This is a genomic window from Brevibacterium sp. FAM 24630 (assembly GCF_049804075.1).
In the GTDB taxonomy this organism is placed as follows: domain Bacteria; phylum Actinomycetota; class Actinomycetes; order Actinomycetales; family Brevibacteriaceae; genus Brevibacterium.
In genome coordinates this window covers 82,226-95,983 of sequence record NZ_JBNBZD010000003.1, presented here as the reverse complement: position 1 = coordinate 95,983, position 13,758 = coordinate 82,226, and the positions used below count along the sequence as shown (strand labels likewise).

13 protein-coding genes are annotated in these 13,758 nt (G+C 65.7%); 9 read left to right on the top strand and 4 right to left on the bottom strand.

All coding sequences use genetic code 11. From position 1 onward, the window contains the following. Nucleotides 1-33: 33 nt before the first annotated feature. On the top strand, nucleotides 34-3,387 hold the full coding sequence (locus ACPUD7_RS03330; RefSeq protein WP_425119117.1) for a S41 family peptidase: 3,354 nt from the start codon (nucleotides 34-36) through the stop codon (nucleotides 3,385-3,387). Nucleotides 3,388-3,774: 387 nt separating this feature from the next. On the opposite strand, the gene ACPUD7_RS03325 is transcribed toward ACPUD7_RS03330, so the two are convergent. Next, nucleotides 3,775-4,422 carry a hypothetical protein gene (locus ACPUD7_RS03325; protein WP_425119116.1) on the bottom strand — a complete coding sequence of 216 codons (648 nt, stop codon included), beginning with the start codon at nucleotides 4,420-4,422 and terminating at the stop codon, nucleotides 3,775-3,777. 316 nt (nucleotides 4,423-4,738) lie between these two features. On the opposite strand from ACPUD7_RS03325, the gene ACPUD7_RS03320 reads away from it, so the two are divergent. From ACPUD7_RS03320 to ACPUD7_RS03305, 4 genes are all read left to right on the top strand, one after another. After that, nucleotides 4,739-5,233 carry a DUF488 domain-containing protein gene (locus ACPUD7_RS03320; RefSeq protein WP_425119115.1) on the top strand — a complete coding sequence of 165 codons (495 nt, stop codon included), beginning with the start codon at nucleotides 4,739-4,741 and terminating at the stop codon, nucleotides 5,231-5,233. Continuing rightward, entirely contained in the window at nucleotides 5,230-5,748 is a 519-nt protein-coding gene (locus tag ACPUD7_RS03315; protein WP_425119114.1) for a DinB family protein, read from the top strand. The genes ACPUD7_RS03320 and ACPUD7_RS03315 overlap by 4 nt, the downstream gene beginning before the upstream one ends. Before the next feature lie 121 nt (nucleotides 5,749-5,869). Further along, a complete protein-coding gene (locus tag ACPUD7_RS03310; RefSeq protein WP_425119113.1) occupies nucleotides 5,870-6,568 on the top strand; it encodes a TetR/AcrR family transcriptional regulator in 699 nt (232 codons plus the stop codon). Next, nucleotides 6,565-7,932: a Cmx/CmrA family chloramphenicol efflux MFS transporter gene (locus ACPUD7_RS03305; protein WP_425119111.1), complete on the top strand. Its 1,368-nt coding sequence runs from the start codon at nucleotides 6,565-6,567 to the stop codon at nucleotides 7,930-7,932. The genes ACPUD7_RS03310 and ACPUD7_RS03305 overlap by 4 nt, the downstream gene beginning before the upstream one ends. Here the strand turns inward: ACPUD7_RS03305 and ACPUD7_RS03300 are convergent. Further along, nucleotides 7,920-8,627, bottom strand: a complete 708-nt coding sequence (locus tag ACPUD7_RS03300) for a TetR/AcrR family transcriptional regulator (protein ID WP_425119110.1) — start codon at nucleotides 8,625-8,627, stop codon at nucleotides 7,920-7,922. The two genes, ACPUD7_RS03305 and ACPUD7_RS03300, sit on opposite strands and share 13 nt — an antisense overlap. 63 nt (nucleotides 8,628-8,690) lie before the next feature. Between ACPUD7_RS03300 and ACPUD7_RS03295 the strand changes: the two genes are divergently transcribed. Then, a complete protein-coding gene (locus ACPUD7_RS03295; protein ID WP_425119109.1) occupies nucleotides 8,691-9,446 on the top strand; it encodes an SDR family oxidoreductase in 756 nt (251 codons plus the stop codon). A gap of 66 nt (nucleotides 9,447-9,512) precedes the next feature. Beyond that, a complete protein-coding gene (locus tag ACPUD7_RS03290) occupies nucleotides 9,513-9,842 on the top strand; it encodes a nuclear transport factor 2 family protein (protein ID WP_425119108.1) in 330 nt (109 codons plus the stop codon). A 27-nt stretch (nucleotides 9,843-9,869) separates the two neighbouring features. Here the strand turns inward: ACPUD7_RS03290 and ACPUD7_RS03285 are convergent, their stop codons facing one another. Beyond that, nucleotides 9,870-10,364, bottom strand: coding sequence for a winged helix-turn-helix transcriptional regulator (locus ACPUD7_RS03285; protein ID WP_425119106.1), 495 nt, complete (start codon nucleotides 10,362-10,364; stop codon nucleotides 9,870-9,872). Between the two features lie 76 nt (nucleotides 10,365-10,440). Here ACPUD7_RS03285 and ACPUD7_RS03280 point away from each other — a divergent pair, with 76 nt between their 5' ends. After that, entirely contained in the window at nucleotides 10,441-11,820 is a 1,380-nt protein-coding gene (locus tag ACPUD7_RS03280) for an MFS transporter (RefSeq protein ID WP_425119105.1), read from the top strand. 71 nt (nucleotides 11,821-11,891) lie between these two features. Here ACPUD7_RS03280 and ACPUD7_RS03275 read toward each other — a convergent pair whose 3' ends face one another. Next, the gene (locus tag ACPUD7_RS03275; protein WP_425119104.1) at nucleotides 11,892-12,128 is read right to left on the bottom strand and encodes a VOC family protein; all 237 of its coding nucleotides are present in this window, start codon (nucleotides 12,126-12,128) and stop codon (nucleotides 11,892-11,894) included. 157 nt (nucleotides 12,129-12,285) lie between these two features. Here ACPUD7_RS03275 and ACPUD7_RS03270 point away from each other — a divergent pair, with 157 nt between their 5' ends. Beyond that, on the top strand, nucleotides 12,286-13,659 hold the full coding sequence (locus ACPUD7_RS03270; protein WP_425119103.1) for an NAD-dependent succinate-semialdehyde dehydrogenase: 1,374 nt from the start codon (nucleotides 12,286-12,288) through the stop codon (nucleotides 13,657-13,659). Nucleotides 13,660-13,758: the final 99 nt, after the last annotated feature.

Sequence of the window (13,758 nt, the reverse complement as noted above, 5' to 3'; positions counted from 1 at the left end):
CCGCCCGGCATCGGAGCTTGTAATGTGGGTCACGTGACTTATCTTCGCTATCCCCATGTCCATGCCGATCTCATCACCTTCACCGCCGACGACGATGTCTGGCTCGTGGAATCCGCCGGCGGTCGCGCCTGGCGGCTGACCTCTGACCGTGTGCCCGTGCGATCGCCGCGGATCTCCCCCGACGGTGCGCACGTCGCATTCGTGTCCTTCCGGACGGGTCAGCCCGAGCTCATGGTCGCCGAGGTGGACACCGGGGCTCTGCGCCGGCTCACCTGGCTCGGTTCGACGACCATGACGATGCTCGGGTGGCATGACAGCGCCCATGTCCTCGTCGCCGCAAACGCCGGAGAGTTCGAGGTCCGCAACCATGTGGTGAAGGCCGTGGGCCTCGACGGCGGTGTCGAACGCCTCGAGTTCGGTCGCGCCTCCGGACTGGCCCGCCACCATTCGGGAGTCACCGCTCTGTCGACGCCGTTCTCCCGTCCGCCCGCGCACTGGAAGCGCTATCGAGGCGGCACCGCGCCGAGGCTGTGGCTCGACCGAGTCGGCGGCACGAACGCCTCGGGCATCCCCGATGGCTCGGGTGCCCGGTGGCAGCGGCTGCTGCGCGAGGATGAGGCCTCGCTGACCGACCCGCTGTGGGTCGGCGATTCCCTCGTCTTCACCTCGGATCGCGCCGCGACGTTCCCTCATCATGCCCAGGAGCAGGCGAACCTGTGGATCATCGACGGCTTGGCCACGGCCGCCTCGGCGAGCGGATCCGGCTCCGGTGCCGGCACCGGCTCGGGCGATGCGTCGATCGAACCCCGCCAGCTCACCGATCAGGGGGAGGCCGAGGGCTATGTCCGCGATGCCACGACCGATGGCACCCGCATCGTGTGGCACAGCCGCGGTGAGATCAAGATCCTCGACAGCCTCGACGCGCAGGTGCGCACACTGTCCGTGACCCTGCCGGGCACCCAGGTGCAGCCGCTCAGTCTCGACCCGAAGACCGGGATCAACAGCATCAGCCCTGATCAACAGGGCAATGCTTCGGTGCTCGAGTGGCGGGGGAAGACGTTCTGGCTGGCTCATCGGGAGGGCCCGGCGCGGGCGCTGTGCGCGGATTCCTCGATCCGCACCCGCGAACCCCTCGTCCTCGGCACGACCGGTCAGGCCGCGTACATCACCGATGTCGAAGGGGAGGACGCGATCGAGGTCGCGTCCCTGACCGGGGAGAAGCCGCCTCGGCGGATCGGGGCCGGAGCCCTGGGGCGGGTCCTTCACCTGCGGACGGATCCGGCGGGGAAGATGCTCGCGACGATCTCCCACGACGGGTCGATCCGGCTGATCGAGGTCGGCAACGGGCGCACCCGACTGGTTGGACATTCCGGACACGGTGAGGCACGCAGCCCGCGGTTCTCCCCCGACGGGAAGTACCTCGTGTGGTCGCAGCCGACGCAGGGCGAGGAGCTGCTCGCGCAGCTGATGATCGTCGAGGTGAAGTCCGACCGGCCCGCGCAGCCGCTGACGACAGGCAAGTTCAACGACTTCTCGCCGACGTTCACCGGTGACGGGAAGTTCGTCGCCTTCCTCTCCGACCGCACCTTCGACCCCTCGTACAACCAGCATTCCTTCGACCTGTCCTTCAACGGCGTCACCCGCCCCTGGCTGCTGCCGCTGACCGCCGAGGAGCCGGCCCCGTTCGGGCCGAGCGCCGGCGGCTGGGCGGTCAGCGAGACCGAGGAGTCCAAGCCCGAGCGCGCCAAGGCGGAGAAGCCGGCAGCCACCGCCGAGGTCGAACTCGACGGCGCCGAGGAGCGGATCCTGCCGTTCCCCGTCGCCTCGGGAGTGTTCCGCGACCTCGAGGCCGCCGACGGCGGTGTGCTGTGGATGCGCAAGGGCGATGCCGAGGGCGGTGAGCTCGGCTCCCAGCGAGCCGGCGCCGCCGATGACAAGCCCGCCGAGGTGGTCCAGCACTTCGACTTCGCCAAGCGCAAGGTCACCACCGTCGTGGACAAGGCCGATGACTACGAGGTCTCCGGTGACGGCAAGCTCATCGTCGTCCGCTCCGAGGGCGAGATCAGCGTGCTTCCGGCGACTCGGAAGGTCGAGGCCGACGATGACGAGAACGTCTCCGTCGACGTGACCCGGCTGCGGTTCGAACTCGACCGGCGCGCCGAGTGGCTGCAGATGTTCGAAGAGAACGCGCGGATCATGCGCGACCACTACTGGCGTGAGGATATGAACGGGGTGAACTGGGAGTCCGTGACCCTGCGCTGGCGTGCCGTCGCGGCGAAGGCGCTCACCCACGACGACCTCGTCGACATCCTGTGGGAGACCGTGGGCGAGCTCAACACCTCGCACGCCTATGTCTCCGGGCCGAATGGGCTGGGCGATGAGTCGAAGAAGCTCGGCTTCCTCGGCGCGGATCTGGAGAAGACCGCCGAAGGGTGGACGATCACTCGCATCCTCCCCGGTGAGAGCAGTGAGCCGGAGGCAAGGTCGCCGCTGCGGCAGGCCGGAGTCGGCGCGCAGCCCGGCGATGTCATCGTCGCTGTCAACGGTCAGCCCGTCGACGAGGCGGCCGGGCCCGCCGCACATCTGCAGGGGGCCGCGGACACGATCGTCGAGCTCACTCTGCGCCGCGGCCGCCGCAAGGACCGCACCGTCGCCGTCATCCCCTTGGCCGGTGAGGAGGTCCTGCGCTATCAGGACTGGGTGCGCTCTCGGAGGGAGTACGTGGCGGAGAAGTCTCAGGGCCGCATCGGCTACGTCCACATTCCCGATATGACCTCCTACGGCTGGGCGCAGCTGCACCGCGACCTGCGACAGGCGATGGGCTGCGAAGGCGTCATCACCGACGTCCGGTTCAACCGGGGCGGGCACACGAGTGCGCTCGTGGCCGAACGCTTCGCCGACAGCGTCGTGGCATGGAACCAGGCACGCAGCTACGACGTCATGGGCCGGGACCCCGAGGACGCACCGCGCGGGCCCGTGGTGTTCTTGGCCAACGAGTTCTCCGGCTCCGACGGTGACATCATCAACGCACGCGTGCAGGCCAAGGGCATCGGCCCGGTCATCGGCGTGCGCACATGGGGCGGCGTCGTCGGCATCGACGGGCGCTACGAGCTCGTCGACGGCACCGGAGTGACCCAGCCGCGCTACGCCTTCTGGATCGAGGGCAAGGGCTGGGGCGTGGAGAACTACGGCGTCGAACCCGATATCGAGGTCGAGCACGATCCCGGCCAGCTCTTCGCCGACGACGATCCGCAGCTCGATCGCGCCATCGCCGAGGTGTTCGCCGGCCTGGAAGCCCATCCCGCCGCCCAGGCTCCCGAGTTCCCGCCCCCGCGCGTGCAGCCCCTGAAGAAGGACGCGTCTCCCGCCGCCGACCCCGAGGAGTGACGCCCCGGCCGCCTCAACCGAGGCGCCGACCCCGAGGAGTAATGCCCCGGCAGAGGAGTAGTGCCTGGCCCCTCACTCAGGTGGGCTCAGGTGGTCAGGCCGCGCCCCGGCAGGCCCCGTCTGCGCCGCCACTCGCGCACTAACCACATTTGGGACTATTCATCAGTTCGCGTACTGATGGATAGTCCCAAATGTGTGAAAAGGCGGACGAAACCTATGTGCGGGTGTACCAACTGCAATGAAAGCCGGCGGCGATGTGGTCACCGGGGACGACACCCCGGACAGCCGGCAGGCTGAACACCGCGGACAGCCCGGCAGGCTGAACACCCGATCAAAACTCAGGCAAAGCGGTCGGGCTCTGAACCCCGGGGCACCGGACACGCTGCTTCAGTCGTCGACGGGCACGAGCGCCCAGATGCCGAAGGACAGCAGCACGAAGCCGGGAATGATGCCGCTGAGGACCGGGATGAAGTCGAGAGCACCGGCGAAGAAGACGATGAATCCGGCGATCCCGCAGGCGGTGACGACCGTGGCGAGAACGTGGAAGCGCCCGAGCTTGAACACAGAGCCGAGCGCGTAGAAGTGCGTGCCCACGACGAACGCCACCCAGGCGATGCCGAGTTCGGGATGGCCGATTCCCGAGAGCAGGCGCGTGCCTGCGAAGAGCGCGAGGGCCTCGATGGCCACGATGACCCAGTAACTGCGGCCGAAGGGGTGTGCTCCGCGCACCGCGCTGTCTGTCGCGGTTTCAGAGACTGAGCCGTCTGCGGCGGGCGCTCGTGTGTCTGCGGTGGGAGTCTGTGCATCTGCGGCGAGCGCCCGGCCGCGCCCCATGCGCCGCAGGCTGCGCATCGCAATGAAGACGATGACCGCGAAGACGGCGATTCCCACAACGAGCACGCCTATCCGGCCCACGGTCGAGAACTGACTGCTGTTGACGATGAGGAAGACGAGGCCGAAGGCGCCGCCGATGAGTGACCCGATCTCTGCTCCTGCAGCAGGCTGGGGTCGGTGGTCCGCCATCTGATTCGTCATCATTTCATCCTGAGTGTTTGTCCTGCACTGAGCCTCAGCGGGCGGATGTTCCCTGTCGGCACAGGTTCGCGTGGGCCACTCTGCCAAGATGTTCTGTCGTTTCGATCTATTCTTACACCGCTTTCACACACTTGGGACTATTCATCAGTTCGCATACTGATGAATAGTCCCAAATGTGTGAACGAGCGGACGAAACCTATGTGCGGGTGTACCAAATGCAATGAAAGCCGGCGACGACGTGGCTCTGCGGCCGGCCGAGCACCGATTGCACGGGAGTCGTAGACTCGAAGAAAGCGAGCGAAAGGAGCATCCGTCGATGTCCGAGAAGAAGGGCTCCGCTCAGAGCAGCACACCGACAGTCCGGGTCCGACGCATCTACGACGAAGTGCAGAAGGCCGACGGGACACGCGTCCTCGTCGACCGGGTCTGGCCGCGCGGAGTGAGCAAGGACAAGGCCGAACTCGACGAGTGGATCAAAGACGTCGCGCCCTCGACCGAACTGCGCAAATGGTATTCCCATGATCCCGAGAAGTTCGATGAGTTCGCGCGCCGCTTTCGGAAGGAACTCGACGAGGCCGAGGCCGCCGAGGCCCTCGATTCTCTCCGCGATCTGGCGAAGAAGGGCACACTCACGCTCCTGACCGCGGCGAAGCGCGATGACATCAGCCAAGCGACGGTGCTCGCCGAGATCCTCAACGGCGGCAAACAGACGAGCGGTAAGCAGACGAATAGCAAGCAGACCAGCAGCAAGCAGACCAGCGGCAAGAAGAAGACTAGCAGCAGCTCGAACGACGGCAAGGACGGACAATGAGCGAGATCACCCCCGACACCCGTGACTGGGCCGACGTCCTCACCGGCGGCTGCCCCGACTGCGGCTTCTCCGGGCGTGAGGATCCGACCACGGCCCCCACCACCGTCACCGAGGCGGCCGCCACCTGGCAGACGGTTCTGACCAGGGATGACGCCACCGTCCGGCGCACCCCCGCCCGATGGTCGGATCTCGAGTACGCCGCCCATATGCGCGACATCTTCGAGGTCTTCGACCGTCGCACCGAGCTCATGCTCACCGAGGTCGATCCGACCTTGGACAACTTCGACGGGGACGCGGTCGCCCTCGCCTCCGATTACGAGCATCAGAACCCCGCCGAGGTGGCCCCCGCCCTCCGTACGGCAGCCGAGTCCTACGCCGCCCGCCTGTCCCAGGTGCGCGGGGACGAATGGGACCGCCGGGGATTCCGCTCCGACGGGCGCGAGTTCACCGTCGCCTCACTCACGCTCTACGGACTCCACGAAGTCCGGCACCACCTCGGCGACGTCGGGGCCTGAACGATTCTGTCGCGGTCCGAGCAATCCATCGGACCCGCAATCCATCGGACCCGAACAGCTCCTCTGGTGCAGCTGACCGATTTATTGGACACATCTGTCCAAAATACTTTAGGCTCGGCCTGTGGGCAGGAAGAAGAGCTTCGACGAACAGGCAGTCATCACCGCCGCCATCGCCGTCTTCAGCGAACACGGCTACGTCGGAACCGATGTCGGCCTCGTCTGCGAGCGGGCGAACATCGGCCGGTCGAGCTTCTACAACACCTTCGACAGCCTCGACGCTGTCTTCCTCCGCGCGCTGGAGGACTACACGTCCAGCGGCATCCCCATCCGTGAAGCCCTGCTCGATTCGCACCGACCGGCCCCGGTGCTGCTCATGGAGCGCCTCGGCGGGGAACTGACGATCCAATGTGCGGATCAGAAGAAGATCGGGTGTCTGTCGGCGAATACCGCCGCCGAGCTCGGGCGCGAGGTCGATGCTGTGAGCACGATCCTCGATGCCGACCGCGAGGCCTGGATCGCCACCTATGCCGCGCTCATCGCACGCGGGCAGTCGGCCGGGGACCTCCTCGGTGACATCGATGCCGCAGTCCACGCCCGCCTCGTCTTCAGCGTCCTGGCCGGGCTGCGCATCGCCGCACGCATCATGCCAGCAAGCGAAGTCCTCGACCAGGTTCGCGCCTTTGTCGCGGGTCTGTGCACCCCGGCGGGCAGAGCCACCCTCGACACCACCGACCCGCGTCCGGGTACACCCGGTCCGGGTACTCCTGATTCGGACACTCCTGATTCGGGCACATCGACGAAAGGCATCCCCTCCGCATGAGCACGAGCACCCCGGCCCTCGAGCGCAGGCCTCGTGTCCCTGCTCAGGTCTACCTGCTGGCCGCCGTCATCTTCTGCCTCGGCACCAGCGAGTTCATGATCGCCGGGATCCTCGAACCCCTGAGCGCTGACCTGGGCGTGTCCATTCCGCAGGCGGGCCTGCTCATCACTGGCTTCGCCGTGGGGATGATCGTCGGTGCGCCGGCCATGACCCTGCTGACCCTCACCCTGCCGCGACGGGCGACGATGATCATCACGATCGTCGGCTTCGCCGCTCTCCACATTCTGGCCGCACTGTCGCCGGACTACGGGCTGCTCATGGCGACCCGAGTCCTCTCGGCTTTCGCGTGCGGCGGATTCTGGGCGGTCGCGGCCGTCCACACCACACGCATCTCACCGGCCGCGGTGCAGGGTCGGGCTCTGGCCAACCTGGTCGGCGGACTCACCGTGGCCAACCTCGTGGGCGTGCCCATGGGCACCTGGATCGGCACGCAGTTCGGCTGGCGCGCGACCTTCTGGGCCGTCGCCCTCGTCACTGCCCTGGCCGCGGTTCTCATCACGTTCACGATCCGACCGGACGCCACCGTCCGACCGGACACTGATTCGCACGACACAGACGCTGAGCCGAGCGGCGACGCACCGCACACCGCTGAGGCGAAACCGGGTCTGCGCACCCTCCTGCGGGCGGAGCTGGCCGCTTTCAAGGGACCACGCATCTGGCTGGCTCTGAGTACGACTGCGCTGTTCCAAGCCTCTGTGTTCGCCTCGTTCTCCTACTTCTCTCCGCTGCTCACCCGCGTGGCCGGACTCTCACCGGAACTCGTTCCCGCTGTACTCGCGGCCTTCGGCATCGGCGCCTTCGTCGGTGTCGTGGTGGGCGGTCGCCTGGCCGACCGCAACGTCTTCGGCAATATCATCGGCAGCCTCGCAGCCCTGGCGATCAGCCTCGGCGCCCTGTGGCTGTGCGCGGAGAACGGGGTGCTCGCGATCATCATGATCGTCCTCATCGGCGCCAGCGGGTTCTCCATCGCCGGAGCACTCAATACCCGTGTCTTCCAGATCGCCACCGACGCACCGACCCTGGCCGCGAGCGTGAACACCTCGGCGTTCAATGTCGGCAACGCGCTCGGCCCGGCTCTGGGCGGGTGGGTCATCGCCGCAGGTCTGGGCTTCAGGGCCCCGATCATCGTAGCGATCGGTCTCGCGCTGGCGGCCCTCATCATCGTGGCCGTGGCGATCAGGGTCGAAACCCGGGTCTTACCGAAGGACCGCAGCGTCCTCAGGCCCAGGCGAGTCGACAGTCGGTCGGCGGCGAGCTCTGCATCCCGCTGTCCGCCACGTCAGATGTCCGATCAGACCCGCTGACCTGCCTGCGCATGGTCTCCGAGCCGCTGTAGCCAACGGATGAGCAGCTGAGTCTCGGCAGATCCGAGCACCTCGGCGTGGGAGGCAGCGTATTCGATGACCGAGTGGGCGAACTTCACATCCGCGGCCCCTGACTGCGAGGTCCCGGTGATCGCGGCGAACACACCGTCACGCACCGCTGCCGACAGCTGTTGATCGGGAACGGCCGCGATGATGAGGCGCAGGGTCACACCGATATTGGCAGCGAGGATATGGGCAGCTGCCTGCTCCGAATCGACGACGAGACGCCCCTGAGCCTCTGCCTCCGCTGTCAACGAGCCCAGGATCTCGCTCGCCCGCGACTGCTCTGCCGGTGCATAGCCTGGACGGACCTTGCCATACATGAGCGTGTAGAACCCGGGATTGTGCAATCCGAACTCGACATGGGCATCCCACCCCGTGCGCAGATCTTGAATCGGATCCCCACTCGACTCCATCGCCATCTTCTCTCCCAGGTACATGTCGAACCCGCGCTCGATCACAGCATCGATGAGTCCTTGTTTGCTGCCGAAGAAGTGGTAGAGAGTCGGCATCTTGACACCGACGGCATCGCACACTGCGCGCAGCGAGAAGTCCTCTCCGGGAGAGGCGGCAATGAGATCGGCCGCTGCATTGAGCAGCCGGGTTCGTGTATCGATGGTCGGGATCTCTGTCATATCGCTATATTATCGTGTACTATCGATATAGCACTGTATATCAACGATATAGCGAGGTTGAGAATGACCGCCACTACACTGACGAACAAGAACATCCTCATCGCCGGAGGAGGGAAAAACCTCGGTGGCCTCATCGCACGACAAGCCGCGGGGGCCGGGGCGAATGTCGCCATCCACTACAACTCGGACTCGTCTCGACCCGAGGCCGAGGACACCCTGGCCGCAGTCGAAACCCACGGGGTCAGGGGAACGCTGATCAGCGGCGACCTCACTCACCCCGAGGTCGTTACGGCACTCTTCGATGACGCCGAGGCCGCCCTGGGAAGAATCGACATCGCCGTCAACACCGCCGGCAAGGTGCTGCGCAAGCCGATCCTCGACACGAGCGAGGACGAGTACGATGCGATGTTCGACATCAACTCCAAGGCGGCCTACTTCTTCATCAAGGAGGCAGGCAGGCATCTCAACGACGACGGTCAGATCATCACCATCGTCACCGCTCTCCTGGCCGCATTCACCGACGGATACTCCACCTATGCCGGCGGAAAGAGCCCCGTCGAGCACTTCACTCGAGCTGCGGCGAAGGAATTCGGCGAGCGCGGAATCTCCGTCACCGCCATCGCCCCAGGGCCGATGGACACTCCGTTCTTCTATGGGCAAGAGACCCCGGAGCGCGTCGAATTCCACAAATCCCAGGGTCTGAGCAATAGACTCACCCAGATCGAGGACATCGCTCCGATCGTGCGATTCCTCGCGACCGAGGGCCGATGGATCACCGGTCAGACCATCTTCGCCAACGGCGGATACACCACCCGCTGACGAAGACCTCCGCAACAGACGGAGACCCATACGACAGACAGATCCCTCACTCGAACAGGATTCACCATGGAAAATCTGCAGATCCCGGATACCGTCGCCAGGTTCATCGACATCGTCAATGCCCACGATGAGAACGGTTTCCTCGACGCCTTCGCCCCGGCGGGCACCGTCGATGACTGGGGCCGGGAATTCACCGGCCGCGAGGCCATCAAGACCTGGAGCGACACGGAGTTCATCGGCGCAGATGGCATCCTCACACCGGAGGAGGTGTCGACTGCAGGCGACCGTGTCACCGTGATCGGCGACTGGCGGTCGACCCACGCCAACGGACGATCCTCTTTCGCGTTCGATCTGGTCGGAGACCGAATCGCGAAGATGACGATCAGAGAGGGCTGAGCGGACATGCCTGCAGCCCGCCGGCCCTCACTCAAGTGAGCCGGCAGGCAGCAACCGCTCGCGCGTATCCTTCCACGGCTTGTCCCAGGACATGTCCTCAGGAAGCAGGGCCCGACCGCAGGCGCTGCACACTTCGCCCCGGACGGTCTCGTTGCCGCAGGTCTCGTGGATGAGTGCCATGTGTCCGCCGCCGTCCGGGAGCTCCGTGTACTTCTCAGCCCAGAGCGCCAGCTGTTGGAGAATCGGCAGAAGGTCGGCGGCGGCCTCGGTGGCCGCGTAGCCCTGCCGGATGCGCGCGCCGTCGGCGTAGTCGACCTTCGTCAGCAGTCCGGCATCGAGCATCGCCCGCAGCCGTCGGCTGAGCACAGCTTCGGAGATCCCGAGGTTGTCGCGCAGCTCATCGAAGCGTCCGCGTCCGTGGAGGACATCGCGGACGATAAGCAGCACCCACGGGTCTCCGAGCACATCGAGCGACCTCCTGACCGGGCAGAGTTCCTGGGACCAGTCCGAGCGGAGCGCCATCACAGCTTCCTTTCTTCAGAGAAGTCTGTCTATACTTCCTCCAGTATAACTTCTTCGAAGAAAGTTCGAGGGTCCGATGCCGACCACCCCCGAAACCCAGCCCGCCGGCGCCGCCCAGTCTCGTCAGCCCAGGTCCGACGCCCGTCGCCGCATCCATCCCGCGTGGCTGGTTGCGGCTGTCGCCTTCATCGCTCTGCTCGCCGCCGCCGGATTCCGTGCGGCCCCCGGTGCGCTCATGGTCCCACTCCACGCAGACTTCGGGTGGTCGATGAGCAGTATGTCCCTAGCCGTAAGCGTCAATCTGCTGCTCTACGGGCTCACCGCCCCCTTCGCCGCAGCACTCATGGACCGCTTCGGCATCCGCCAGGTTGTGGCGGCAGCATTGACGTTCGTCGCCCTCGGCGCCGGAGGCAGCGTACTCATGACCGCGTCCTGGCAGCTGTTCATCTTCTGGGGAGTGCTCATCGGCCTGGGTACCGGTTCGATGGCCCTCGTCTTCGCCGCGACCATCGCCGATCGCTGGTTTCTCGCCCGTCGCGGGCTCGTCATGGGCATCCTCACGGCCGGATCGGCAACGGGCCAGCTGATCTTCCTGCCCCCGGTCGCCACGATCGCCGAGTCCATCGGCTGGCAGCCGGCCTCGCTGCTCATCGGCATCGCGGCGCTGGCTGCGGTGCCGCTGGTATGGTTCGTCCTTCGCGATCACCCGTCTGACCTGGGAGTCCTGCCCTACGGAGCGATCGAGGACGACGACCGCTCTGGTGCTGCCACTGACACATCCGTCTCGTCCGTCCCCACCAAGCGAAGCGAAACCGGAGCCACCCGCCGCGCCTTCGAGGGCCTATTCATCGCCGCTCGTCACCGGTCTTTCTGGGCCCTCGCCATCGCCTTCGCAATCTGCGGAGCGACGACGAACGGCCTTATCGGCATCCACTTCATCCCCTCGGCCCACGACCACGGGATGCCGGCATCGACTGCGGCCGGTCTGCTCGCCGTCGTCGGGATCTTCGACATCGCCGGCACTGTGTTCTCCGGTTGGCTGACCGACAAGTTCGATCCCAGGATCCTCCTCGTCGCCTACTACACCTTCCGTGGAGTCGGCCTGCTAATCCTGCCGTGGCTGCTGTCGGACACCATCCACCCGAGCATGGTGCTCTTCATCGTCGTCTACGGCCTCGACTGGGTCGCGACGGTCCCGCCGACGGCCACCCTGTGCCGAGAGATTTTCGGCGAGTCCGGCACCATCGTCTTCGGCTGGGTCTTCGCAGCCCACCAGATCGGGGCCGCCGGTGCAGCGTTTGCCGCCGGAGTCGTCCGTGATGCCTTCGGTGAGTACACCTACGCCTGGTGGGGCGGAGCAGCCATGTGCGTGATCGCTGCGGTCCTGTCCTTCGCAGTCAAAAGACGTCTCATCGACGATCGCCCGGAGCTCACCCCCGCCGAGGCGGGGCTCTAGTCCCCGCTCAAGCCCAGCTCACCCGTCCTCGCCCCGCGAGGCGGGTTCTCCTCGCCCAGCTAACTCGCAGTTCAGCTCTTCGCTTCGGGCTCCCAGAGTTCGATCCGAGTCCGTTCGGGGTCGGTCTCCCAGCCGAAGCGATCGATTCCGTCCATCTGCCGGGTCTGTGCAGCCATCTCGGCACCGGCGTTGCGCAGCTGTGCGATCAACGAGTTAAGGTCTGCGACGCGGAAGTTGAGCATCGTCTGCTGCCACAGTCCGTGCTCACAGAAGCCCAGTCCGAGCACATCTCGGTACCAGTCCGTCATGGCCTCGGGGTCGTCCGCGCGGAGGAATCATCCGCCGATTCCGGTCACTTCCTCCATGCGCCGTCTTCGTCTCAGAGATGGACACGAGTGTCGCGGAATGGCGCGAGAGGATAGTTTGTTACAGGGCACAGATCGTCAACCCGTGAAAGGACGTTCCATGAGCAAGTTCGCTGTCACCAATGCCAACACCGGCGAGGTCGAGGAGGAGTTCGCCTCCGTACCCGTCGAAGAGATTCCCAACTACATCGATCGTGCTCATGAGGCACACCTGTCCTGGAAGGAGACGCCGCTCTACGAACGCGCGGCGATCCTGCGCAAGTTCGCCGATCTCGTCGATGAGAACGCCGATGAGATGACCGACATCATCGGTCGCGAGATGGGCAAGGTCAAGAAGCAGGGCCTCGGCGAAGTCGACAAGGTCGCCCGCACCGCCCGCTGGATGGCCGACAACGCCGCCACGAACCTGGCAACCACGCACTTGGCCGCCGCAGGAGCGGCGAGCAGCTATGTCGAGCACCAGCCCCTGGGCGTGCTCCTGGGCATCATGCCGTGGAACTTCCCGTACAACCAGATCGCCCGCTTCGTGCTGCCGAACCTCATGGTCGGCAACTCGATCATCATGAAGCAGGCCTCGATCTGCCCGAAGTCCTCGCAGTACTTCGAGGATCTCCTCACCGAGGCGGGGCTGCCCAAGGGTGTCTACCAGAACATCTACCTCGACTCCTCCCACGCCGAGGAGGTCCTCAAGGACTTCCGCGTCAAGGGCTTCTCGCTCACCGGTTCCGAAGGTGCCGGTGCTTCCGTGGCCGCGATCGCCGCGAAGTACTACAAGCGCGCCGTGCTCGAGCTCGGCGGCAATGACCCGGCTGTCGTCCTCGACTCGAAGGACGTGGCGTCCGTGGCGCAGAAGCTCGTCGGGCTGCGCCTGGCGAACGCCGGACAGGTCTGCACCTCGCCCAAGCGCATGATCGTCGTCGATGAGCTCTACGACGAGTTCGTCGCAGAGGCTGTCAAGGCCGTCGAAGCAATGAAGATCTCCGACTTCGACGACCCCGAAGTCGGCATGGGCCCCGTGTCCTCCGAAGGCGCGCGCGACGAGATCGTCGAGACGATCGACAAGGCCGTCGCCGACGGTGCGACCCTGCTCACCGGCGGGAAGAAGCTCGACCGTCCGGGCTGGTTCATGTCTCCGGCCGTGATCACCGACATCGACCCGAAGTCGGACCTCGGCTGCAATGAGCTCTTCGGACCGGCCGTGATGATCTACCGGGCCAAGGACGAAGAGGATGCTCTGCGTCTGGCCAATGACACCGAGTACGGTCTCATGTCCTCGGTGTGGACCGATGACCTCGAGAAGGGTCAGGAGTTCGGCAAGAAGATCAACGCTGGCATGACGCTCATCAACGCCCACATGGAGTCGGGTCCCGAATACCCGTTCGGCGGCATCAACCGCTCCGGCTACGGCCGCGAGAACGCTCAGTGGGCGTTCCAGGCCTTCACCAACGAGCACCTCATCCGCGTGCACAACTGATCAGCTGCACACGTGATCGGCTGACCGACTGAGGTCTGCGCCCTCCGCGCAGGATCTCCGTCACCGAGGTGGCCGGACGGGCCCGATCGACCGCGAAAT

Bases quoted from the DNA above. Each gene is read 5' to 3' on its own strand.
- ACPUD7_RS03325 (WP_425119116.1), bottom strand. From the start codon at position 4,422: ATGACGAATCAGATGGCGGACCACCGACCCCAGCCTGCTGCAGGAGCA.
- ACPUD7_RS03320 (WP_425119115.1), top strand. From the start codon at position 4,739: ATGTCCGAGAAGAAGGGCTCCGCTCAGAGCAGCACACCGACAGTCCGG.
- ACPUD7_RS03315 (WP_425119114.1), top strand. From the start codon at position 5,230: ATGAGCGAGATCACCCCCGACACCCGTGACTGGGCCGACGTCCTCACC.
- ACPUD7_RS03305 (WP_425119111.1), top strand. From the start codon at position 6,565: ATGAGCACGAGCACCCCGGCCCTCGAGCGCAGGCCTCGTGTCCCTGCT.
- ACPUD7_RS03300 (WP_425119110.1), bottom strand. From the start codon at position 8,627: ATGACAGAGATCCCGACCATCGATACACGAACCCGGCTGCTCAATGCA.
- ACPUD7_RS03295 (WP_425119109.1), top strand. From the start codon at position 8,691: ATGACCGCCACTACACTGACGAACAAGAACATCCTCATCGCCGGAGGA.
- ACPUD7_RS03290 (WP_425119108.1), top strand. From the start codon at position 9,513: ATGGAAAATCTGCAGATCCCGGATACCGTCGCCAGGTTCATCGACATC.
- ACPUD7_RS03285 (WP_425119106.1), bottom strand. From the start codon at position 10,364: ATGGCGCTCCGCTCGGACTGGTCCCAGGAACTCTGCCCGGTCAGGAGG.
- ACPUD7_RS03280 (WP_425119105.1), top strand. From the start codon at position 10,441: ATGCCGACCACCCCCGAAACCCAGCCCGCCGGCGCCGCCCAGTCTCGT.
- ACPUD7_RS03275 (WP_425119104.1), bottom strand. From the start codon at position 12,128: ATGACGGACTGGTACCGAGATGTGCTCGGACTGGGCTTCTGTGAGCAC.
- ACPUD7_RS03270 (WP_425119103.1), top strand. From the start codon at position 12,286: ATGAGCAAGTTCGCTGTCACCAATGCCAACACCGGCGAGGTCGAGGAG.